21 protein-coding genes are annotated in these 22,317 nt (G+C 43.5%); 16 read left to right on the top strand and 5 right to left on the bottom strand.

The window, feature by feature from the left end; translation table 11 throughout:
* Positions 1 to 86 precede the first annotated feature (86 nt).
* The 3 genes from serS to I1A42_RS09595 all read left to right on the top strand — a co-directional run bounded on the left by serS (position 87) and on the right by I1A42_RS09595 (position 5,713).
* The gene (serS, locus tag I1A42_RS09605; RefSeq protein WP_196123333.1) at positions 87 to 1,394 is read left to right on the top strand and encodes a serine--tRNA ligase; all 1,308 of its coding nucleotides are present in this window, start codon (positions 87 to 89) and stop codon (positions 1,392 to 1,394) included.
* A gap of 280 nt (positions 1,395 to 1,674) precedes the next feature.
* The gene (locus I1A42_RS09600; RefSeq protein WP_196123332.1) at positions 1,675 to 4,410 is read left to right on the top strand and encodes a nitrate reductase; all 2,736 of its coding nucleotides are present in this window, start codon (positions 1,675 to 1,677) and stop codon (positions 4,408 to 4,410) included.
* A 343-nt stretch (positions 4,411 to 4,753) separates the two neighbouring features.
* Positions 4,754 to 5,713: a glycosyl transferase family protein gene (locus I1A42_RS09595; protein ID WP_196123331.1), complete on the top strand. Its 960-nt coding sequence runs from the start codon at positions 4,754 to 4,756 to the stop codon at positions 5,711 to 5,713.
* On the opposite strand, the gene bioA is transcribed toward I1A42_RS09595, so the two are convergent.
* A complete protein-coding gene (gene bioA / locus I1A42_RS09590; protein WP_196123816.1) occupies positions 5,703 to 7,001 on the bottom strand; it encodes an adenosylmethionine--8-amino-7-oxononanoate transaminase in 1,299 nt (432 codons plus the stop codon). The genes I1A42_RS09595 and bioA overlap by 11 nt on opposite strands.
* Positions 7,002 to 7,109: 108 nt before the next feature.
* Between bioA and bioB the strand changes: the two genes are divergently transcribed.
* Genes bioB through bioD form a run of 4 tightly spaced genes read left to right on the top strand, consistent with a single transcriptional unit; the run spans position 7,110 to position 10,788 of the window.
* Positions 7,110 to 8,162, top strand: coding sequence for a biotin synthase BioB (gene bioB / locus I1A42_RS09585; protein ID WP_196123330.1), 1,053 nt, complete (start codon positions 7,110 to 7,112; stop codon positions 8,160 to 8,162).
* The gene (bioF, locus tag I1A42_RS09580; RefSeq protein WP_408063530.1) at positions 8,149 to 9,309 is read left to right on the top strand and encodes an 8-amino-7-oxononanoate synthase; all 1,161 of its coding nucleotides are present in this window, start codon (positions 8,149 to 8,151) and stop codon (positions 9,307 to 9,309) included. The genes bioB and bioF overlap by 14 nt, the downstream gene beginning before the upstream one ends.
* Complete coding sequence (gene bioC, locus I1A42_RS09575) at positions 9,299 to 10,099, top strand: malonyl-ACP O-methyltransferase BioC (RefSeq protein WP_196123328.1); 801 nt, start codon at positions 9,299 to 9,301, stop codon at positions 10,097 to 10,099. Before bioF ends, bioC begins: the two co-directional genes overlap by 11 nt.
* Positions 10,075 to 10,788 (top strand): dethiobiotin synthase, encoded by a 714-nt coding sequence (gene bioD, locus I1A42_RS09570; protein ID WP_196123327.1) that lies wholly within the window; start codon positions 10,075 to 10,077, stop codon positions 10,786 to 10,788. Before bioC ends, bioD begins: the two co-directional genes overlap by 25 nt.
* Positions 10,789 to 10,860: 72 nt before the next feature.
* On the opposite strand, the gene I1A42_RS09565 is transcribed toward bioD, so the two are convergent.
* Positions 10,861 to 11,025, bottom strand: coding sequence for a hypothetical protein (locus I1A42_RS09565; RefSeq protein ID WP_196123326.1), 165 nt, complete (start codon positions 11,023 to 11,025; stop codon positions 10,861 to 10,863).
* Positions 11,026 to 11,493: 468 nt separating this feature from the next.
* Between I1A42_RS09565 and htpX the strand changes: the two genes are divergently transcribed.
* From htpX to I1A42_RS09520, 9 genes are all read left to right on the top strand, one after another.
* On the top strand, positions 11,494 to 12,360 hold the full coding sequence (htpX, locus tag I1A42_RS09560) for a protease HtpX (RefSeq protein WP_196123325.1): 867 nt from the start codon (positions 11,494 to 11,496) through the stop codon (positions 12,358 to 12,360).
* A 202-nt stretch (positions 12,361 to 12,562) separates the two neighbouring features.
* Positions 12,563 to 12,982, top strand: a complete 420-nt coding sequence (locus tag I1A42_RS09555) for a nuclear transport factor 2 family protein (RefSeq protein WP_196123324.1) — start codon at positions 12,563 to 12,565, stop codon at positions 12,980 to 12,982.
* Entirely contained in the window at positions 12,979 to 13,722 is a 744-nt protein-coding gene (locus I1A42_RS09550) for an SDR family NAD(P)-dependent oxidoreductase (RefSeq protein WP_196123323.1), read from the top strand. The genes I1A42_RS09555 and I1A42_RS09550 overlap by 4 nt, the downstream gene beginning before the upstream one ends.
* The gene (locus I1A42_RS09545; RefSeq protein ID WP_196123322.1) at positions 13,719 to 14,996 is read left to right on the top strand and encodes an NAD(P)/FAD-dependent oxidoreductase; all 1,278 of its coding nucleotides are present in this window, start codon (positions 13,719 to 13,721) and stop codon (positions 14,994 to 14,996) included. The genes I1A42_RS09550 and I1A42_RS09545 overlap by 4 nt, the downstream gene beginning before the upstream one ends.
* Complete coding sequence (locus I1A42_RS09540; RefSeq protein WP_196123321.1) at positions 14,996 to 15,775, top strand: DUF1365 domain-containing protein; 780 nt, start codon at positions 14,996 to 14,998, stop codon at positions 15,773 to 15,775. Before I1A42_RS09545 ends, I1A42_RS09540 begins: the two co-directional genes overlap by 1 nt.
* Positions 15,769 to 17,010 (top strand): SAM-dependent methyltransferase, encoded by a 1,242-nt coding sequence (locus I1A42_RS09535; RefSeq protein ID WP_196123320.1) that lies wholly within the window; start codon positions 15,769 to 15,771, stop codon positions 17,008 to 17,010. Before I1A42_RS09540 ends, I1A42_RS09535 begins: the two co-directional genes overlap by 7 nt.
* Positions 17,011 to 17,014: 4 nt before the next feature.
* Positions 17,015 to 17,512 (top strand): DUF2878 domain-containing protein, encoded by a 498-nt coding sequence (locus tag I1A42_RS09530; protein ID WP_268982047.1) that lies wholly within the window; start codon positions 17,015 to 17,017, stop codon positions 17,510 to 17,512.
* 14 nt (positions 17,513 to 17,526) lie between these two features.
* Entirely contained in the window at positions 17,527 to 18,060 is a 534-nt protein-coding gene (locus I1A42_RS09525) for a chalcone isomerase family protein (protein WP_230389459.1), read from the top strand.
* A gap of 53 nt (positions 18,061 to 18,113) precedes the next feature.
* Positions 18,114 to 18,608: a DUF3833 domain-containing protein gene (locus I1A42_RS09520; protein WP_196123815.1), complete on the top strand. Its 495-nt coding sequence runs from the start codon at positions 18,114 to 18,116 to the stop codon at positions 18,606 to 18,608.
* Positions 18,609 to 18,700: 92 nt separating this feature from the next.
* Here I1A42_RS09520 and purB read toward each other — a convergent pair whose 3' ends face one another.
* The 3 genes from purB to mnmA all read right to left on the bottom strand — a co-directional run bounded on the left by purB (position 18,701) and on the right by mnmA (position 21,890).
* Complete coding sequence (gene purB / locus I1A42_RS09515; protein ID WP_161157576.1) at positions 18,701 to 20,071, bottom strand: adenylosuccinate lyase; 1,371 nt, start codon at positions 20,069 to 20,071, stop codon at positions 18,701 to 18,703.
* A gap of 61 nt (positions 20,072 to 20,132) precedes the next feature.
* On the bottom strand, positions 20,133 to 20,750 hold the full coding sequence (hflD, locus tag I1A42_RS09510; RefSeq protein WP_196123318.1) for a high frequency lysogenization protein HflD: 618 nt from the start codon (positions 20,748 to 20,750) through the stop codon (positions 20,133 to 20,135).
* Between the two features lie 21 nt (positions 20,751 to 20,771).
* On the bottom strand, positions 20,772 to 21,890 hold the full coding sequence (mnmA, locus tag I1A42_RS09505; protein ID WP_161157574.1) for a tRNA 2-thiouridine(34) synthase MnmA: 1,119 nt from the start codon (positions 21,888 to 21,890) through the stop codon (positions 20,772 to 20,774).
* Between the last annotated feature and the right edge of the window lie 427 nt (positions 21,891 to 22,317).

Raw genomic sequence — 22,317 nt, 5'->3', positions numbered from 1 at the left:
ACAAGGTAAATTTCAATATACATTTACGTGGTCAAAAAATGCGCAAGTGTATCTTTTCGTTAATCAAATAAAGCATAGGATTAGCAATGCTGGATTCTAAATTACTTCGTGCTGAGCTGGATGAAACAGCAGCAAAACTCGCGCGTCGTGGCTATAAGCTCGACGTAGACACTATTCGTACACTTGAAGAGAAACGCAAATCCATTCAAGTCGAAGTTGAAAATTTACAATCCACGCGTAACTCCATCTCCAAACAAATTGGTCAATTGATGTCTGCCGGCGATAAAGATGGCGCTGAAGAGATCAAAAAACAGATCGGCACTTTAGGTGACGATTTGGATGCAAAAAAAGTGGAATTGGCCGCTGTTCAAACTGAACTCGATTCAATTGCTCTTGGCATCCCTAATATCCCTGCGGATGAAGTACCGGATGGTAAAGACGAAAACGACAACGTAGAAGTTTCACGTTGGGGTACACCAAAAACTTTCGATTTTGAAGTGAAAGATCATGTTGATCTCGGTGAAATGGGTGATGGGCTAGATTTCGCTAGCGCAACCAAATTGACCGGTGCACGTTTTGTAGTAATGAAAGGTCAATTTGCTCGTTTGCATCGCGCAATCGCACAATTCATGTTGGACCTGCACACAGAGCAACACGGTTACACAGAACTATACGTTCCTTACCTAGTGAACGCAGACAGCTTGTACGGCACTGGTCAGCTACCAAAATTTGGCGCTGATCTTTACCACACAGAACCACTAACAGAAAAAGTTGATGATGAAGAGCTACGCCGTCTTTCTTTGATCCCAACTGCAGAAGTGCCAGTGACTAACTTGGTTCGTGACGAAATTCTAGAGGAAGATCAACTGCCTCTTAAGATGACCGCTCACACACCATGTTTCCGTTCTGAAGCAGGATCTTACGGTCGTGATACACGTGGTTTGATTCGTATGCACCAATTCGATAAAGTCGAATTAGTTCAAATTGTGAAACCAGAAGATTCAATGAACGCACTTGAAGAACTCACTGGTCACGCTGAGAAAGTGCTGCAACTTCTTGAGCTTCCTTACCGTAAAGTCGTTCTATGTACGGGTGATATGGGTTTTGGTGCTCGTAAAACTTACGATTTGGAAGTTTGGGTTCCTGCGCAAAATACATTCCGTGAGATTTCTTCATGTTCAAATATGTGGGATTTCCAAGCGCGTCGTATGCAAGCTCGTTTCCGTCGTAAAAGCGAGAAAAAACCTGAGCTGCTACACACCCTAAACGGTTCTGGTTTGGCTGTAGGTCGTACTATGGTTGCTGTGTTGGAAAACTACCAACAAGCAGATGGCCGTGTAGAGATTCCACAAGTTCTACAGAAGTACATGAATGGTCAAACTCACATTGGTTAATCACACATTTGGGTAATATGAATCGCCCTTAAGTGATATTGACTTTGTTTAAAGCCAGCGCCTAGCGTTGGCTTTTTTTATTTTTACCTCCATAGAGGTATTTTACTCCTATAACCCAACGATATAGTTACCCCGTACATTAAAACATTCCCCGCAATACCCTAAGTCGTCGAACGACGTCTACAATAAAAATGGGCGAATGTGACATTTCATTAGTACCAATATTCGTTCCCATAAAAATAGTAGTCTTTTTTCGCTCAGGAGATTCAGCGGCCTCTTTATGTCCAAAGATTCAATGAAAACCACGTGTCCTTATTGTGGGGTTGGATGCGGAATCGAAATCAAACGAACAGATATCGTTGGGGATGAATCACATCCGGCCAATGCAGGGCTACTTTGTACAAAAGGAGCCGCGTTGTCGGAGTGTGTCAAATCACCTCGGCGCCTTCTTGTGCCGACAATTCAAGGTACAGAAGTATCGTGGGAACAGGCCACCGATGAGATAGCGGAGCGGATGTTCTCCGCGATTGCCCAATATGGTCCTGAATCGGTTGCTATGTATCTATCGGGACAATTATTGACCGAAGATTACTATGTTGCGAACAAGCTGATGAAAGGGTTTGTTGGCTCTTCCAATATCGAAACGAATACTCGCCTTTGTATGATGTCGGCTGTATCGGCCCACATTCGTGCTTTTGGCGAGGATGTGGTTCCGGTTAATTACGATGATATAGAACAGACTGAAATGCTCATTTTAGTCGGGGCTAACTCTGTTTGGACGCACCCGGTATTGTATCGTCGTATTGAAGCGGCGCGCGCCAACAACCCCAATTTCAAGCTGGTGGTGATTGACCCACGTGAAACGGTGACATCTCGTCAAGCTGATCTGCATTTATGCATTGAAAGTGAAGGCGACGTGTTGCTATTTAATGGCCTGCTACGTTACATGATCGACAATCGGGCGGTTGATTCGAAGTACATCAAGCAAAGTACTGATGGCTTTGGCGATGTATGGCGCCATTTACAAGAAGTGAAATATCAACTGCATGCGATTGGTGCCAATCTCAATGTCGAATGGGATGATTTACGTAAGTTTTATGATTGGTTTATGACCAGTCTGACCGCTATTACGATGTTTGGCCAAGGGGTGAATCAATCTCAAACTGGGGTAGATAAAGCTAACGCAATCATTAACTGCCATCTGGCCTCTGGAAAAATTGGAAAACCAGGATGTGGACCTTTCTCATTAACTGGGCAACCCAATGCGATGGGGGGGAGAGAGGTTGGCGTGCTATCGACTCAACTTGCGGTGCATCGCGGGTTCGATCCGCAATCTACCCGAGCTGTCCAAGATTATTGGCAATCGCCTGTTATTGCCAATAAACCAGGTTTGAAAACGATTGATATGTTCGATGCTATCGAAGCTGGACAGATCAAAGTACTGTGGATTATTGGTACTAATCCAGCCATATCAATGCCAGATAGCGACAAGGTCAGACAAATATTAAGGCGCTGCTCTTGCGTCATTGTGTCCGATATTAGCGCTGATAGTGACACGCTCGAGTACGCTGATGTTGTCTTGCCAGCTTCAGGATGGGGAGAAAAGCGCGGAATGGTGACGAATGCTGGCCGAATATTAAGCCGGCAGCGTGCTTTTACCTCAGCACCTGGCATGGCCAAACCGGATTGGTGGTCTATTTGCCAAGTTGGTGGAAAACTGTGTGAGTTACTCGCGACGCATAATGGATTTGAGTTTCCTAACGAAGCGGCTATTTTCCGCGAATATGCCGGACTCACCGCAATTAATGAAACCAGTCCGTATCAGTTTCACTTATCGCGCTTGGCTGGTATTACTGATCAGCAATATTCTACTTGGCAGCCTCGAGCGTGGCCTTTTGAGAGTAAACGTCCCTTTGCTGACGGTGTTTTCTCTACACCAGATGGACGCGCCCGTTTTGTCTGGGTTTCTCCGCCAGAGGTGAATAATGATCAGTGGTGGATGAATTCAGGGCGACATCGCGACCAATGGCATACCATGACCCGAACTGGCTCTATCCCTCGCTTAGCTTCTAATGAGGTCGAACCCACTGTCTATCTAAATTCAGCTAGCTTAAAGCGGCTCTATTTAACGCCTGGATATATTGCTCAAATTCGGCGTGATAAATATTCTGCCCCTGTATACGCACGTGTCGCCGTAGATGATGGTTTACGCGGTCAGCAATTGTTCATGTCCATCCACTGGGCAAATCGTTATGGTGGAAAATCGAACGTGAATCGTGCGATTGGATGTGAGGTTGATGATCTGTCTGGACAACCCGCCTTCAAATCTTGGCCAGTAGAAATTGAAGCGGTAGAGATGGGCTCATATGGATTGTATATCGGTCATGAACGCCCTTTGCCAAGTAGCGATTATCGCTGTTTTCAGCAGGAACATCATTGTGGCATTTGGCGTTTTGCCAACATAAAACAGCTGACTCAAGATGACTTTCGTTTGATTCGTGGTGAGAAGATTTTACGCTGGGAACTGGACGAGTGCTGGATGATGATCACGGTAAAACGAGATGAACCACTTGGTCTTATGAGAATTACTGGCTTGCTCGCCGTGTCGGATGCGCCAATTGAAATGGATTATCTACAAGGTGTCGCGCTAATTGGACAACCATTAGCCCTTGATCCGTTAATGGCCTTTTCCAGTTCAAAAGTACGCCGCCGCCTGATCTGTGCTTGTTATCGAGTGACAGATCATCATATTTTGGGAGCAATAGAAGAAAGTAATCAAGTTTCGTTAAATGATCTTCAGCAAAATCTTAAGTGTGGGACCAACTGTGGGTCTTGCTTAGTTGAATTGAAGTCCTTAATTCAGCCCATTGAAGATGAGTTACTGGCTCAACAAGAAGCTGAGAGAGTCGAAGAAGAGATATTGCGCGGTGATAGCGATGATGATTTAATTGAAGAATTTGTGACGATCGGTCGCGAATCTTCTGATGAAGATATTAACCAAAGTAAATCTCAGTAACTTTTTGGCGCTTGATTGCACCAAATTGGGGTGATTGGGATAGAGTATTGTCAATAAGGCTTGTATTTCCGTACGTAGATGTTGGTACGCGTTGTGCATTACTTACTTTGATTAAAGATAACTTGTTGTCAAAGGCGCAGAATTCATTTTGAAGCTGCGCCTTTTTATTGCCATAAAAATGGCTGCGATTCTGGTATATCTAAGAATAAATTAGTGTAAAACCTTCATTGCAACTCCCCCTATAAACAGACAAACTGTGGCGTAATAACAATAAAACCCTGATTAAATTATGGTTACTGTCTGCGATAAGTATCACCATAAAGGGAATTATCTTGAGGTTCTAATGAGTCATATAGTGGAATGCATTCGCACCGTTGGGCGTGGGGAGCGTAGTCGTCAATCATTGACGTTTGAACAAGCCTATCAAGTGATGGATGATTATTTAAATGGTCAGGTTGATGATGACCAGATGGGTGTTTTATTAATGCTTATTCGCGTTAAAAATGAATCAAAACAAGAAATTGCTGGCTTCGTAAAAGCGTTCCAGCAACGAATTCCTGCTATTGGCTGTGATATTGACTGGCCAGTTTATGCGGGAAAACGCGCTGCGACCGGTTTACCTTGGTATTTGATTGCCGCTACCTTATTGGCAAAGCAAGGTAAAAAGGTGTTATTGCATGGTTACGACGATCCTGCTGTGGAACGGGAATATGCTGAGCCCTATTTAGCGGCGTTGAGTATTCCAGTGGCAGAGTCGGCTGAAGATGCAAAACAGTTATTCCTCCAAGGGAACATTGTGTATCTGCCACTCCATGCTTTTGCCCCTAAAGCATTACATATGTTGAATTGGAAGCATAAGTTTGGTTTGAAATCGCCAATCAATACGGTGGTACGTACCTTAAATCCCGGTGGTGGCACTTATGGCATTCGTGGTAGCTTCCACCCCGGTTTTGCTCGTTTACATGCTGAAGTTGAAAATGAAGTCGGGCAGAACTCTCATACGGTTATTTCAATCAAAGGCCAATCTGGAGAAGCTGAATATAATCCCAAGGTTAGCCAAACTCTCTATGTGAGTACGCCGCAAGGCGTTGAAGAACATTACTGGCAAGAGCGCTATAGTGAACAATTATCGACACCCATTCAATGTCAATTAGGCACACCTACAGATCAGCATATCGCAATGGCAAATAGTGTTGTTTCTACGGTAGCGGCGCTGCTGTTTACCGAATATCAAGATCGCGATAAAGCCTACGATGAAGCACTTGAAATGTGGCAGCATTATGTTGATTTAATTAATCAATAGAAGCTGCGATTGGCTTAAAGCACTCTGGCGTATTCAGCGCAAGCTCAATCGCTGAAATGAGCGCATAAATGTGCTCATTTTGGCTGATAAACGGAGGCATCAGATAAATAAGATGACCAAATGGACGTATCCAGACGCCATTAGCCACAAATAGTGCTTGGATAATTTCCATATTGACGGGGTGGTGAGTTTCAATCACGGCAATGGCACCAATCCAGCGGGTATGTTTAACTTGGGGATGCTGGCTAATACGGGGAAGTTCATCGGCAAAAATGTTTTCTACGCGCTGTACTTCACGCTGCCATGTTCCCTCACTTATCATACTCAAGCTCTCAGCCGCGACTGCACAGGCTAAAGGGTTCCCCATAAAGGTTGGGCCATGCATAAAGCAACCCGCTTTGCCACCACTGACTGTATCAGCAATTTTTGTCGTGGTGATCGTTGCAGATAGCGTCATAAACCCACCCGTTAACGCTTTTCCTACACAGAGGATATCTGGAACGATGTTTGCGTGTTCGAATGCAAAACATTTCCCTGTTCGACCAAATCCGGTGGCAATCTCATCGAGTATTAGTAGCACACCATATTGATCGCATAATCGGCGAACTTCGGTCAAAAATTGCGGGTGGTAAATACGCATCCCTATTGCCCCTTGAACGATAGGTTCTAGAATGACCGCCGCGATCTTGTGGTGATTATCCCGTAGTTGGTCAGCAAAACTTTCGATATCGCGGTAATCCCACGTATCCCTAAATCCTAATTGCGGCGCATCAGCAAAAATGTGTTGAGGCAAAAAGCCTTTATACATACTGTGCATTGAATTATTAGGGTCGGTGACCGACATCGCTGCGAATGTATCACCATGATATCCCTTACTAATTGTCAGAAATTGTGGGCGATATTCACCGCGACTATACCAATATTGCAATGCCATTTTTAAGCTGACTTCAACGGCAACCGACCCCGAGTCTGCGAGGAATACTTTATCTAGACGTTCGGGGGTCAACGCCAGTAATTTCTCGCAGACATCAATGGCTGGTTGATGTGTTAACCCGCCAAACATGACATGGCTCATCTTATCAATTTGATTTTTGGCAGCGTTAACTAAGCGAGGGTGGCTATAGCCGTGAATGGCAGCCCACCATGACGACATCCCATCTATCAGTTTTTTACCATCCTCAAGATAAATATATACACCTTGCGCTGAGTGAGCGGGGTAGCAAGTGAGTGGATCAACGGTCGAGGTATAAGGATGCCAGATATGTTGGCGATCAAAGTCCAAATCAATTGTCATAATGCGATCACTTGTAAACTTTAAATATTAAATTTTGTTGACAGTTTAGCGGTTAGTTATAGACTAGCCAACAAGAAAACTAAAAAAATTAGGGAATTACACGTGGAAGTTCGTCATACCTGGTCTGTTTCTGAAGTTGCTGAGTTACTCGATTTACCGTTTATGGAGCTCGTTTATCGGGCTCAAACCGTACATCGGACTTATCATCCCCATAATCATGTACAAGTCAGTACCTTGTTATCGATCAAAACAGGTGCATGCCCTGAAGATTGTAAGTACTGCCCACAAAGTGCGCACTATACGACTCAGGTGGAGAAAGAGCGCTTAATGGAAGTTGAGCAAGTGCTGGAAGCGGCGCAAAAAGCGAAACAAGCAGGATCAACCCGGTTTTGTATGGGAGCTGCGTGGAAGAATCCGAAAGAGCGCGACATGCCTTATATCAAGCAAATGATCACTGGCGTGAAAAAACTAGGTTTAGAAACGTGTATGACTCTCGGCATGCTTAATGAACACCAAGCACAGGAGCTTGCGGCAGCAGGGTTAGATTTCTATAACCATAATTTAGACACCTCCCCTGAGTATTACGGTCAAATTATTACCACTCGTACCTACCAAGACCGTTTAGATACCTTAGAACATGTGCGTGATGCGGGAATGAAGATTTGCTCAGGTGGCATTATTGGCATGGGGGAAAGCCAGCAAGACCGGGCTAGCTTACTAGTCGAACTCGCCAATTTGCCCGTTCCGCCAGAAAGTGTACCGATTAATATGCTGGTCAAAGTTAAAGGTACACCGTTAGAAAATTCTGATGACGTTGATCCTTTTGATTTCATTCGCCTTATCGCTGCAGCGAGAATTATGATGCCACGTTCTGCGGTGCGCCTATCTGCCGGGCGAGAAAAGATGAATGAACAAATGCAGGCGCTTTGTTTCTTAGCGGGTGCTAACTCAATATTTTATGGCTGTAAATTGCTAACAACGCCTAATCCGAATGAGGATAGTGACTTACAACTATTTAAAAAGCTCGGTATTAATCGGCATGAAGTGGCACAAAAACCGGATGACATCACGGCTAATGAACTATTAGATCAAGTGATTGAACGTGTTGTAGCTCGCCCTAGTGAGGATGATCTATTCTATGATGCCAGTCTTTAAACGGCGCATTCAAGAGGCATTGTCGCTGCGTGAAGCACAAGGATTGACTCGCAGCCCAGTGGTACTTGAACGAGTGAAAGAGCAGGTAATTACCTCTAACCAGAGGCAAGCGATTAACTTCTCAAGTAATGATTATTTAGGGTTAGCCAGCTCTAAAGAGCTGGCAGATGCTTGGCAACAGGGCATTCGCTTGTACGGATGTGGCAGTGGCGCATCGCCACTAGTGACTGGATTCAGTCCAGCTCACGCCCGATTAACCGATCAGTTATGTGAATGGTTGGGATTTGAAGGTGCAGTGCTATTTAACTCGGGTTTTAGTGCTAACCAAGCAGTGTTACTGACTCTTTTAGAAAAGGATGATGTAGTTTTACAAGACAAACTTAATCACGCCTCATTAATTGAAGCAGGCATGTTATCTACCGCGACCATGCGCCGTTTTAAACATAATGACCTTGGGCATTTACAACGCTTACTGCCGGAGAAAGAGGACACGCTTGTTGTCACTGAAGGCGTATTTAGCATGGATGGTGATGCAGCGCCACTCGCACAGATGATGCAGCAAACGAAAGACCGCGCATGGCTGATGGTTGATGATGCTCATGGCCTTGGCGTCTGGGGCCCCGATGGTCGAGGAAGTTGTGCTCGTGCAGGGATAAGTCCTGATATTTTGGTGGTTACTTTTGGTAAAGGGGCGGGAATATCGGGAGCCGCTGTGTTAGCGAGCCATGCAGTGACTGAATATCTACTGCAATTTGCTCGCCATTATGTTTATTCAACCGCAATGCCAGCGGCGCAAGCCTATGCGCTATCGCATTCGCTCACTATGTTACAGACTCAATCGTGGCGCCGAGAACATCTCGCTGAGCTCAACCAAGCGTATTGTGAGGCCACAAGTCATTTACCCGGTTATGTGGCCACCGAAACGCCAATCAAGCCTTTTATCGTTGGAGGTAATATCACAGCGATGGAATGGTCTCATTTCCTTAAAGAAAAAGGATTTTGGACCACAGCAATACGGCCTCCTACTGTACCAAAAGGAAGTGCTCGCTTAAGAATTACTCTTAATGCATCACATACTACCAAGCAAGTTTTTGCTCTTGGTCGAGTATTAGAAAGTCTGTATGAAGAGGCCTTAAATGACGAGTAATTCTAATGTGTTAACCTTCTCGGTAGATAAACAGCAAGTGGCGAAATCCTTTTCAAAAGCTGCAGATAACTATGATAACCATGCCCATTTTCAATGCGATGTAGGTCACGAACTATTAAAGCGGGTTCCTGACGATCTGACAGGGCGGTGTGTACTCGATCTTGGTTGTGGCACCGGTTACTTTTCTTCTGAACTGAAATCTCGGGGAGCACAGGTGATATGTGTTGATTTATCATCCCATATGCTGACTAAAGCCCAAGAGCGTTGTGGCAATAATCAGATGAGTTATCACCTTGCTGATGCTGAGCTACTGCCTTTCGCTGATAAGAGTATTGATTATGTCTTCTCAAATTTAGCATTACAGTGGTGTGATGATCTCGCTATTCCATTGAAAGAAATGAACAGAATACTTAGAAAGGGAGGGAAAGGCTTTTTTTCTACCTTGGTGGATGGATCACTCAACGAATTAAAAATCGCATGGTCAACAGTTGATTCATATCAACACATTAATCATTTCCTATCGGCTAATCAGGTAAAAATTGCGTTAGCGCAATCTGGCAATTTCGACACTACTCTAAACTTTCAAGCAATGACGGTTTGGTATAACACTGCAGTTTCTTTGATGAAAGATCTCAAGGGAATTGGTGCTAACCACGTTCCGGGTCGTATCACGGCAGCATTCAATAAGCAGGTTTTGGCTCGATTAGAAGAGTCATATCAAGAGTTCAAAAATGATGACGGTGTATTGCCTGCTACCTATCAAGTTTGTTTAGGGGTTATTCTTCGATGAGTCATGTATTTTTTATAGCGGGTACGGATACCGATGTAGGCAAAACAGTGACGTCTAAAGCGATTCTTCAGGCGTTTTCTGCCCAAGGATTAACTACGGTCGGTTATAAACCCATTTCCGCTGGATGTGAGAAAACCACCGAGGGCTTTCGTAATGATGATGCATTGCAACTCATGAAAGCGGCGACACAAGAGGTACCCTATGAAAAGGTGAACCCTTATGCGCTTGAGTTGCCTGCGTCACCACATATTGCTGCTGATTATGAAAATATCAGTATTGAATATTCAGTATTAAGTTCTGCTTTAAAAGAGAATAAAAAGAAAGCCGATGTGGTTGTCGTAGAGGGCGCGGGTGGATGGCGTGTGCCTATCTCGAGAACCGAGTGTTTGTCGGAATGGGTAAAAAAGGAAAAAATCCCGGTTATTTTAGTCGTTGGTATTAAATTGGGGTGTTTAAACCATGCATTTTTAACCGCAGAAGCGATTAAAGCAGATGGGTTAGAGTTAGCGGGTTGGGTTGCTAACCGAATCAATCCTGGTACTGAACATTACGCGGATATTATCGACATTTTAGAACAGCGTTTAGGTGCACCTAAACTTGGAGAGATTCCTTATCTTTTAAGTGCAAGAAGACAAGATTTAGGTAAATATATTCACCTAGATGCGCTTGTGGAGGAAATTACCGCGTAGTTTATCCTAGAGGAATCAAGAAAAGGCCCTGTATCTCAGGGCCTTTTCAATTGAATTTATCGTATGTAAATATTACTCTTCCGAGTAATCCAACCAATTAATACCACCAGACGTATCTTTTTTCTCAACCGTTTTTGTTTTGTCTAAACCGAGTTGATGTTTAGCTTCTTCTTCGGTGAGCCCTAAGTGGCAGCGCAGTAAATCGATTGCCATTTGATAATTCTTCATTTCAGCCATGATAGTTTCCTTAGTGAGACAAGTATCCTTAAGACATCGATAGCAAATCAGTAATACTCATCATTACTGATTTACCTTGAGGCTAGCCTGTTTGAATGGACATGTGAAACAGGCATAGTTTGAAAACACAGTTTTTAATTTAGATAACGATGTAAGATTGCTCAATTCGACTAGAGTAGTAGGTGTTGCATCAATTTGATGTGCATATCATTTTTTATGAATGCAGTGTATGCATTTTCGATTTAGAATGCGGTTCGGTTCTTGATGTCACTCGAGATAGTGCTGCCGATTAAAGAGATGAGTTTACACTTCTACTTGATTAGTAACTAATTGTTGCAATTTATTGCTTAACCTTGTTTTTAAATTTAAGACTATATGTATTAGAGAACTATAAAAGCTGTTCAGTGCACTTCAGCTAATTAAGTGTGCTAATGCTAACAATAAAGCTGTCTTATCTGGAGAAAGTTAATGAAGCGAATCCTGTTATTCCTAGCAACCAACCTTGCTGTTGTATTGGTGCTAAGTGTTGTTTTGAATATTGTTTACGCCGTGACCGGAATGAAACCAGGTAGTCTGACCGGATTACTGGTTTTTGCTGCAATATTTGGTTTCGGTGGCGCGTTCATTTCGCTATTGATGTCAAAGAAAATGGCGCTTATGTCGGTGGGTGGTTCCGTTATAGAGAACCCACGTAATGAAATGGAGCACTGGCTAGTGCAAACAGTGAGCCGTCAAGCTCAGCAAGCGGGTATTGGAATGCCGACTGTTGCAATTTATGATTCGCCTGATATGAATGCTTTTGCGACTGGAGCCAAACGCGATGAGTCTCTCGTGGCGGTTTCAACAGGGTTATTGCATAGCATGACGCGCGATGAGGCGGAAGCGGTGTTGGCTCATGAGATTAGCCATATCGCCAACGGTGACATGGTGACCATGACCTTGATGCAAGGCGTGGTGAACACCTTCGTGATTTTCTTGTCACGATTTGTGGCGAATATTATTTCTAGCCGCGATTCTGAAGAGGGTGAGGGCGGTAATAACTTTATGGTTTATTTCCTTGTCTCGACGGTATTGGAATTAGTGTTTGGCTTCCTAGCAAGCTTTATTACCATGTGGTATAGCCGTCGCCGAGAATATTATGCGGACGCAGGCTCAGCTTCGTTAGTGGGTAAGCAGAAGATGATTGCTGCACTAGAGCGTTTGAAAATGAGCCATGAATCTCAATTGGAAGGTTCTATGATGGCATTTGGCATTAACGGTAAACGCAGTTTAACTGAGTTACTGATGAGCCACCCTCCATTGGAAAAACGAATTGATGCATTACGTCGTTTATAATTAACCGACACACATTAATTCTATAAAGCCAGCTTATGCTGGCTTTTTTATTGCTAGTCATTTCTTTACTCACTGATCTTTTTTCCCGCGTTATCGTAAACATCAATCACAAGTTATTCATTTTTCTTTGTGCAACTCGTTTAGCTGAACTAATTTTAAATCAGTTATACGAAGATTGTTTTGTATAAGCTTGAGGTTAAGCATGGATGTTCAATCGGTCGCGGAGTTTTATCAACAGCTCGGTAAAAGTAATTTAAATACCCTGTCGCAAATCTACCACCCTGATATCGTTTTTGAAGATGCAGCCCATCAGATTAATGGGCTTTCTTCACTCGAACATTATTTTGAGCAGTTATATCTTAATGTTACCGGTTGCCGCTTTACGATTCATGAAGCTCATCAAACCGGCAATGGAGGTTTCTTGGTCTGGACAATGGCATTAGAGCACCCAAAGCTCAAGGGGGGAGCGACCATTTCAGTGAAGGGGATTTCGCAAATTCGTTTTGAGCACGACAAAGTTATTTACCACCGTGACTATTTTGATTTAGGAGAAATGGTTTACGAAAATGTACCTTGCGTTGGCGCTATCATTCGAACCATTAAGCAGAGGTTAGGACAATGAGCCTCAAGGTTTTTATCACTGGGGCTAGTTCAGGTATCGGTAAGCAACTTGCGACCGACTACGCCAAGGAAGGAGCACAGGTCATAGCGTGTGGTCGTAACCAACAGGCGCTGCATGATTTGCAGCAGGTTGCCCCTAATATCACACCATTAGCGTTTGATGTGACCAACATCGATGACACAAAGAAAGCGTTGCAATGCCTGCCTTTTCAACCTGAGTTGTGGATTTTGAATGCTGGGGTCTGTGAATATATTGATAACGGCATTATTGATAGCAACCTAATTTCTCGAGTTATGGCGGTTAATTTTCAAGGTGTTGTTAATTGTATCGAAGGCATTCAACCTCTTGTACGCTCAGGGCATAGGGTGGCCATTGTAAGCTCTATCGCAGGGGAACTGGCTATGCCTCGCGCAGAAGCCTATGGATCATCAAAGGTGGCAATTACTTATTTGGCTCGAGCATTAAGAGTGGCATGGCGTCCGAGTCATGTAGAAATTTCAGTTGTTTATCCCGGGTTTGTTGCAACGCCATTAACTGCCCAAAATACCTTCTCTATGCCAATGATGATTTCAGCACAGCAAGCGTCACTAGGCATCCGAAAGGGCCTCGCTAAAGGTAAACCGCACATTTATGTACCTCGCGTTTTTACAACCATGATTAGACTTATCGCGCTGCTACCATACTCATGGCAGCAAAGATTAATGAAGAATTTGATCCGCGAACAGGGGAGCAATAAATGAAAATTGCGATTATCGGTTCAGGAATCTCAGGATTAACATCAGCGTATTATCTACACGCTCATCATGATGTTACCGTTTATGAAGCGAATGATTACATTGGGGGACATACCGCAACGGTTGATATCAACGTCGCAGGACAGCAATATGCAATCGATACTGGGTTCATTGTCTATAACGATCGCACATACCCTAATTTCATCCGTTTGATGGATGAAATTGGGGTTAAGCGCCGCCCAACTCAAATGAGTTTCAGTGTCCGTAATGATAGTAATGGGTTGGAGTATAACGGTCATACGCTAAGCACGTTATTTGCGCAGAAACGCAATTGGTTTAATGTGACATTTTATCGTTTCATCCGTGAAATTTTGCGTTTTAATCAGCTTGCTAAAGAGTCAGCCAAAACTCACCAACGTTACTCTACGTTAGGTGAATTTCTGTTAAAGAATGGATTTAGTGACTACTTCTGTGAAAACTACATTTTACCCATGGGGGCAGCCATTTGGTCATCAACCATGGCAGATATGCGCCATTTCCCATTGGACTTCTTTCTCCGCTTTTTTCAAAACCATGGCCTGCTTGATATTACTAATCGTCCCCAGTGGTATGTGATAGAGGGAGGATCTCGAAGCTATATTGAACCGTTAACCAAAGGGTTTGCGCATAAAATACGGCTCAATAGTCCAGTTACTCGCGTCATTAGAGGGCAACTGGGGGTTGAAGTGGTCAGTAATGGGGTGAAAGAACGATTTGATGAAGTGATATTTGCTTGTCACAGTAATCAAGCCTTGGCAATGCTTGATGATCCAACCACAGACGAAACCAATCTATTGAGTTCGCTGACCTACCAGCCCAATGAAGTGGTGTTGCATACTGATACTGATCTTTTGCCTAAACGTCATCGTGCCTGGGCTTCATGGAATTATTGGTTAGAGGGAAAACAAGGGGAAGAGGCCCGGCTGCCAGCTGTTACGTACAATATGAATATTTTGCAGCATATTCGTGCACCACAAACGTTTTGCGTCACACTCAATCGCACCGAAGCGATCAATCCAAGTAAAATTTTGCGTCAATTTACCTATGAGCACCCAGTATTTACCATCGAGGCTATCGCTGCACAGAGCAAACGGGCTGTGATTAATGGTGCGCAACATACCTGGTTTTGTGGCGCGTATTGGTATAACGGTTTTCATGAAGATGGCGTGCGAAGTGCGTTAGACGTTGTCGCGCAATTAGAAGCTCAGTTTGATGCAAAACATACGCAAGGGGCAGCCTGATGGCTATCAAGCATAGTCACTTATTTGTTGGTGAAGTAAAGCACAGCCGCTATGTGCCGATTAAGCACTCACTAAAATATGGACTGTTCATGCCATGTATCGACCTGGATGAATGGCCCGAGCTCCAATCAAGGGTGTGGGGCTTGGGAGAACGCTGGTGGCATTGGGCGAGACTCAAGCGTAGTGATTATGTGGGGAACGGCGATTTAAAACAAGCGGTGCTCGATAAAGTGTATCAACTGACCGGTGAACGTTTTTCTGGACGAGTGTCGGCAGTGCTGCACTTACGTTACCTCGGGCTGTATTTTAGCCCGGTTAATTTTTATTACATATATGATGAAAACGATGTGTGGCAATACTTATTGGCCGAAGTCAGTAATACCCCATGGAACGAGCGTCATTATTATGCGATACCCGCAGATGAAGGTGAGCATAGAGAAAATTGGGTGCACAATAAGGCATTTCACGTGTCACCTTTTAACCCAATTCAACAGCAATATCATTGGCGCTTAAAACCACTTCAACAGCGTTTGTTTATTCATTTAGCCTGTTATCGAGATCAAAAAGAATTCGATGCAACGATGTTGTTAAGCGCGCGTCCTTTCCAATCAACTGAACTAATTCGTCTGTTGCTACGTACACCTATCATGACGGTTAAGGTTATGGCCGGGATTTACTGGGAAGCCTGCAAATTATGGTGGAAAGGTGCCCCAATATACGATCATCCCAATCGCACTAAAAAAACGGATAAGCAAGATAAGGAGAATCCTTCATGTTAAGCAGTTCCTCAATGCCGTTACCAAAAAAAGAAACGTTGATGCAAAAAGGAGCGCGTTCACTGTTATTGAAAGGGTTAGCAAGACTTAATGTTGGCTCTTTATCTATCGTGGAATATTTTGCGTCTGGAGAACCGCAAACTGTGTTGTTTGGTGCTGGACAAACTGAGCTTCAAGCTGAAATTCATGTTCATGATATTGAGTTTTATAGACGTGTATTGCGTGGTGGTAGTATCGGTGGTGCAGAAGCCTATATCGAAGGGTTATGGGATAGTCCGAACTTAACGGCAGTCGTTGAATTAGTCGCCAAAAACCTCACGATGTTAGACAGTGTCGAACAGCAATCGGGCAAGATAAAACAGTGGCTAACTAAGCTTGGTCACTGGCTTAAACACAATTCAGTTAAGCAAGCGAAACGTAATATCATGGATCATTATGATCTTGGAAATGATTTGTATGAAACGTTTCTCGACCATCACATGTTGTATTCAAGCGCCCTGTATCTTCATGAAGAAGAGTCTCTAACGCAAGCTCAGGTGAATAAAATGCAGCGGCTGTGTGCACAGTTAGATCTAAAGCCCGATGATCAAGTGTTAGAAATAGGAACTGGCTGGGGAGCGATGGCGATTTATATGGCGCAGGAATATGGCTGTCAGGTCACAACCACGACCATTTCAGAAGAACAATATCTGTACGCAAAAGAGAAAATTAACCAAGCGGGATTGAACGATCGTATAACCTTACTTAAACAGGACTACCGGTTATTGGATGGGAAATTTGATAAATTGGTGTCGATAGAGATGATTGAAGCAGTCGGTAAACGTTATCTTGCAGGCTACTTGCGTCAGTGCCAAGAGCGCCTCAAACCTGGTGGTAAAATGGCTATTCAGGCTATCACCATTGCTGACCAACGTTACGATTACTACAGTAGCAATGTTGATTTTATTCAAAAATATATATTCCCTGGTGGTTTTCTCCCTTCCATTACTGCGCTGACTTGTTGTGCAACACACCATACCGATTTTGTAGTCCGTGACCTTTATGACTTTGGCCTTGATTATGGCAAAACTCTCCACGCTTGGCGCGAACGCTTTGAACAGCAGTTAGATACGATTCGTTCTCTTGGCTATGATGAAAAGTTCATTCGCTTATGGCGTTACTATTTTTGTTACTGTGAAGGAGGGTTTCGTGCACGCACGATTTCGGTCATTCATATGACTTTAGAGCGCCCGCAGTAATACGATGGTGGTGTTTTGCGCCTCGGTTTGGTTCCAATTACTGTGGTTCCTCTGTGTGATGGGGCAAACAGAGTGGCAATGGTGGGCGCTCGGCGGAGCGGTCGGTACATGGTTATTACACATCGTTTGGGGAAAATGGTGTTGGCATCTTGTCATCTTTAGTGGACTAGGCATTGGTTTGGATGGACTCAATATCCATTTTGACCTGTTTCGTTTCGCCGCAGATGGATTTCCCATTTGGTTGATGAGTGTGTGGATTGCGTTTGCTTGGTACTGCCATTTTCTGGTGCCAGTATTATCACGTTGGCCTAAGCTATTGATGGCAATGGTTGGTGGGCTAGGCGGCGTCACCAGTTATTATGCAGGATTAGAACTCGGTGCCGTTACATTTACCTATTCACTCACTGTTACATTAGCGATACTTTTTTTGCAATGGAGTGTCGTTACCTTGTGCCTAGTGTTTGTTGAGGAGCGATATAAGTGGTGTACACAACGTCTATAAAGGTTTTTTTAGTGATGCTGTTGTTGTTAGTCAGTTCAACGAGCTTTGCTTCATCGCCCAAGACATTTGATGGCTTACAATTACAGGTTGCAGATAATCGATGGGCATCATGGCCGATTGTTGGGCAGGCTGAGTTCACATGGTTTTGGTTCGATGTCTATCGATCAACATTAAGAACGCCTGATGGTATTTATCATGGAGAAGGGAAAACCGCAGCTTTGCAAATTGAATACCAGCGCAAAATTTCCGCACAAGAACTACTCAAAGCAACACGTAAACAGTGGTTAGAGATGGATTATAACGAATCGCTGATTGATCGTTGGATAAACTACCTTACCACCTTATTCCCATCTGTAGTTAAGGGTGATCAACTGATTTATGTCAGTCAAGGCGGGCAAGGCAAGCTCTACTTCCATCCTGTTAAACAGACATTACAGTTTGTTGGCACCATCAACGATACTGAATTGGATCGAGCATTTTTGGGAATTTGGCTTGCCACTAATACTGAATATCCAGATTTACGCTTACAGTTGATCGGGGAAAAATAATGACAGCTATTCGCTCATCATTTAAGGCCTTCCGTTGGATCGGCCTGTTTCTTATGATTGCATCGATAACCAGTTGCAGTGCAGATATCAATGATTATAAAGGCACATCACCTCGGTTTGATCTGTTTCAATATTTTACGGGGCAGACTCAAGCTTGGGGTATGGTACAAGATTACACCAACCAACAAACACGCCGCTTTCATGTCGTGATTACTGGTACGGTGAATGATGGCATATTAACGCTGGATGAGCAGTTTCTTTATGATGATGGTGAAACTGACAGTCGGCTGTGGACTATAACTCGTCATCATGATGGAACCTATATCGGTAAAGCAGCCGATATCATTGGCAATGCAACTGGGGTGGAAGTCGGGAATGCGTTACGTTGGCGTTACGATTTTTTGCTAAAAACGGATGAAAGAGAAATCCAAGTGCATTTCGATGATTGGATGTATCGTCAGGATGACAAGCACTTATTTAATTTAACCTCGATTACGAAATGGGGCGTGGAAGTGGGGAAGGTGACACTGTTTTTCAGTAAGGAGTGATAGGGATGATTCGGTATCGAATAGTGACCAATTAAAAGAAAAGGGGCTGCATATGCAGCCCCTTTAACTCAAAGTCAAACTATCCAATAGAATTATAGTTTGTCAGTTAATTCAACAGCTTGTCCGATATAATTACCTGGAGTCATTGTTTTTAGGCGAGCTTTTTCATCTTCTGGTAGTTCTAGACCGTCGATAAATGCGTGCATTGCTGCTTCATCAACACGTTTACCACGAGTTAGCTCTTTCAGTTTTTCGTACGGTTTTTCGATACCGTAACGACGCATCACTGTTTGAATTGGTTCAGCAAGAACTTCCCAGTTGTGGTCTAGTTCATCAGCTAATGCTGCTTCGTTGATCTCTAGCTTGCTGATGCCTTTCAATGTTGAAGTATAAGCAATGATTGAGTAGCCAGCACCAACACCAAGGTTACGTAGAACTGTTGAGTCAGTTAGGTCACGTTGCCAACGAGAAATAGGTAATTTTTGTGCTAGGTGAGTCAAGACCGCGTTTGCTAGACCTAGGTTACCTTCTGAGTTTTCAAAGTCGATTGGGTTTACTTTGTGTGGCATGGTTGAAGAACCAATTTCGCCAGCAATGGTTTTTTGCTTAAAGTGACCCAGTGCAACATAACCCCAGATATCACGATCGAAATCGATCAAGATAGTGTTGAAACGTGCGATAGCATCAAATAGTTCAGCAATGTAATCATGCGGTTCAATTTGAGTGGTGTATGGGTTCCAGTTTACGCCTAGTGATTCAGTGATGAACTCTTCACTGAATTTGTGCCAGTCTAAATCTGGGTAAGCAGAAAGGTGAGCGTTGTAGTTACCTACCGCGCCATTGATTTTAGCTAGAATTTCAGTGTTAGCGATCTGCTTGTATTGACGTTCCATGCGGTACGCCACGTTTGCCATTTCTTTACCCATAGTTGATGGAGAAGCTGGCTGGCCGTGTGTACGCGACAATAGAGGAATGTCTCGGAAATCATGTGCAAGTTTTTTAATCGCATCAATGATGTTGCGAATTTCAGGAAGGAACACTGTATCACGTGCTTCTTTAAGCATTAACGCATGTGAAGTGTTGTTGATGTCTTCAGACGTACATGCAAAGTGAATAAATTCATTGATTGCGTGTAGTTCAGGAACAGATGCCACTTTCTCTTTTAAGAAGTACTCGACCGCTTTTACATCGTGGTTAGTGGTGCGTTCAATTTCTTTGATACGAGCTGCGTCTTCTTCGTTGAAGTTTGCTGCGATATTATCAAGGAATTGTTTCGCTTCATCGCTTAGGGCAGGGACTTCCGCGATCTCAGCTGTGGCTGCAAGCTTCTGTAGCCAACGTATTTCAACGATAGTACGGTACTTTAGGAGGCCATACTCACTGAAGATACTGCGTAACGCAATCGTTTTACTTCCGTAGCGGCCGTCTACCGGTGAAACAGCAGTCAATGCTGACAGTTCCATGTTCTTCTCCTGAATATATGAGTTAAGGTTGAGAGTGAATAAGATTTGACGACGTCATGGCTTAGATTCTCTTAAGGATCTGTTGCGCTTCTTCAACCATTTTTTTACGGCCGAAGATTAAGTGACGACGTTTACCACCAACTTGGCTCCAAAGAACAGCGCAGCGGATTCCACTTAATAATAGCGCACGAACTTTGCTTTGGTTGGCAGGTTGTTGTAATACAGAAGGGGTGCCAGTGACTTGAATACGAGGACCTATAGGACTGATCACATCAAGATAAACACTAGCTAAATTGCTGATCATTTGATCATCAAGAAGGTCAAAGTGAGCGACTTGACGTTCTAAAGTATCAAGACGATCACTAAGTTGTGATAGGGCATCACGACGACGAGTGAGCTTACGTTCTAATGCCATCAGGCTAATTACATAGCGAGTAATTTCACTGCCTGCTGGTGTACTGTCTATGCCTTTCACTAAGCATTCAAGGCCAACTTTTAAGTTGGCCTCATTGCCAAAAACATCAAGTGTGTTTTTTGGGTTCATGCATAGAACTGAACGGAGTGCAACTTCAAACGCGTCTGAATCACATTGACCATTTCTTGCAGTCTGCTGGACTAATGTTACTGCTTGGCAGATCCCAGCAAAAGCAATTGTACGGTCATAAAGTGTATTAGCCACGTAATTACTCCTAAGTTACGGTTACGACAAGTGCTCTTCAATCACACCGCCACCAAGGCAAACTTCACCTTGATAGAAGACAGCGGACTGTCCTGGTGTAACGGCAATTTGCGGTTCATCGAATATCACTCTAACGGTATTATCATCGAGTGGGGTCACTACGCATGGTATATCCGTTTGACGATAACGAGTTTTTACTGTGCATGTTAAGGTATCTTGCAAAGGTTCTTGGCTAATCCAAGTCACCTGAGACGCGATCAAACCTTTAGATTTCAAAAGGGGATGATCGGCACCTTGAACTGCGATTAACACATTACGCTCAAGATCTTTTTCAGCGACGTACCATGGTTCATCGCTAGAATCTTTCATACCACCGATATGAAGACCCTTACGTTGACCGAGAGTGTGGTACATCAAACCTTGGTGTTCACCAATGACTTTACCTTCAGGCGTTTCGATTTTACCCGGTTGAGCGGGTAAATAGCGCGAAAGGAATTCAGTGAATTTACGCTCACCAATAAAACAGATCCCTGTTGAGTCTTTCTTTTTCGCTGTGATTAAATCTTGCTCTTCAGCGATACGACGCACTTCAGGTTTCTCAAGTTCTCCGACAGGAAATAAACTACGAGCAACTTGAGCTTCCGTTAATGCGTGTAAGAAATAACTTTGGTCTTTATTGCCATCCAGGCCGCGAAGTAACTGTGCTTTTTCCCCATGTTCTGGGAATGTACGGCGCACATAGTGCCCCATAGCAATATAGTCGGCATCCAACACTTCATCAGCAAATTCTAAGAAGGCTTTGAACTTGATTTCTTTGTTACACAATATGTCTGGGTTCGGAGTACGTCCTGCTTTATATTCTGCAAGGAAGTATTCAAACACGTTGTCCCAGTATTCTGCAGCAAAGTTAATTGTGTGCAAATGGATACCAAGTTTGTCACAAACAGCCTGCGCATCGGCAAGATCTTGCGCGGCAGTGCAGTAGTCTTCACCGTCGTCTTCTTCCCAGTTCTTCATGAACAAGCCTTCTACTTGATAGCCTTGTTGCTGAAGAAGATAAGCAGAAACGGACGAATCAACACCACCTGACATGCCGACAATCACTTTTTTCTGACTGTTTGCGTTGAGGTTCTCTGACATAACTTAATACCACTAAATTAACTTGGAGCCAGATTCTAACAGAAAGAAAAAATTGAGGACAGTTGATTCCGTACGTTATAGCGTAGTTTCGTCGGATAAAAGTAGAGATAAGACCACCCTGTGGCTGACAAAATTGGCAAATTTGATGTGAAAGTCTTGGTGTCGATACAAAGTCGATACAAATATGAGATGTGGTAGGTACTATTACATTTGTAGCTATATTAGATATTACATCTATTATTAAATGAAATAACAGTTGATATAAATATATATCTAAATGAAAACAATTATTATTGTAATCGGTTACTTAACTCAGCATCGTGAAAATTTTCATCATGAAATCGTTTGCTATAATACAGTGAGTTGTCGTGAATCAGACTGCGATGTAGAATCGCCCTCCCTATCTGTCTAGATTGAATTGCAGGGT

The sequence above is a fragment of the Vibrio nitrifigilis genome (assembly GCF_015686695.1).
GTDB classification, from domain to species: domain Bacteria; phylum Pseudomonadota; class Gammaproteobacteria; order Enterobacterales; family Vibrionaceae; genus Vibrio; species Vibrio nitrifigilis.
Note: the sequence above shows the minus strand (reverse complement) of the source record. Positions and strands in the feature narration are given on the sequence as shown.

Excerpts from the sequence above, each read along its gene's own strand:
- serS (WP_196123333.1), top strand. The coding sequence starts at position 87 with ATGCTGGATTCTAAATTACTTCGTGCTGAGCTGGATGAAACAGCAGCA.
- I1A42_RS09565 (WP_196123326.1), bottom strand. The coding sequence starts at position 11,025 with ATGGCTGAAATGAAGAATTATCAAATGGCAATCGATTTACTGCGCTGC.
- I1A42_RS09600 (WP_196123332.1), top strand. The coding sequence starts at position 1,675 with ATGTCCAAAGATTCAATGAAAACCACGTGTCCTTATTGTGGGGTTGGA.
- htpX (WP_196123325.1), top strand. The coding sequence starts at position 11,494 with ATGAAGCGAATCCTGTTATTCCTAGCAACCAACCTTGCTGTTGTATTG.
- I1A42_RS09520 (WP_196123815.1), top strand. The coding sequence starts at position 18,114 with ATGATTGCATCGATAACCAGTTGCAGTGCAGATATCAATGATTATAAA.
- I1A42_RS09545 (WP_196123322.1), top strand. The coding sequence starts at position 13,719 with ATGAAAATTGCGATTATCGGTTCAGGAATCTCAGGATTAACATCAGCG.
- I1A42_RS09525 (WP_230389459.1), top strand. The coding sequence starts at position 17,527 with ATGCTGTTGTTGTTAGTCAGTTCAACGAGCTTTGCTTCATCGCCCAAG.
- bioF (WP_408063530.1), top strand. The coding sequence starts at position 8,149 with ATGCCAGTCTTTAAACGGCGCATTCAAGAGGCATTGTCGCTGCGTGAA.
- bioC (WP_196123328.1), top strand. The coding sequence starts at position 9,299 with ATGACGAGTAATTCTAATGTGTTAACCTTCTCGGTAGATAAACAGCAA.
- I1A42_RS09595 (WP_196123331.1), top strand. The coding sequence starts at position 4,754 with ATGAGTCATATAGTGGAATGCATTCGCACCGTTGGGCGTGGGGAGCGT.
- I1A42_RS09550 (WP_196123323.1), top strand. The coding sequence starts at position 12,979 with ATGAGCCTCAAGGTTTTTATCACTGGGGCTAGTTCAGGTATCGGTAAG.
- I1A42_RS09535 (WP_196123320.1), top strand. The coding sequence starts at position 15,769 with ATGTTAAGCAGTTCCTCAATGCCGTTACCAAAAAAAGAAACGTTGATG.
- purB (WP_161157576.1), bottom strand. The coding sequence starts at position 20,071 with ATGGAACTGTCAGCATTGACTGCTGTTTCACCGGTAGACGGCCGCTAC.
- mnmA (WP_161157574.1), bottom strand. The coding sequence starts at position 21,890 with ATGTCAGAGAACCTCAACGCAAACAGTCAGAAAAAAGTGATTGTCGGC.
- I1A42_RS09530 (WP_268982047.1), top strand. The coding sequence starts at position 17,015 with ATGGTGGTGTTTTGCGCCTCGGTTTGGTTCCAATTACTGTGGTTCCTC.
- I1A42_RS09540 (WP_196123321.1), top strand. The coding sequence starts at position 14,996 with ATGGCTATCAAGCATAGTCACTTATTTGTTGGTGAAGTAAAGCACAGC.
- I1A42_RS09555 (WP_196123324.1), top strand. The coding sequence starts at position 12,563 with ATGGATGTTCAATCGGTCGCGGAGTTTTATCAACAGCTCGGTAAAAGT.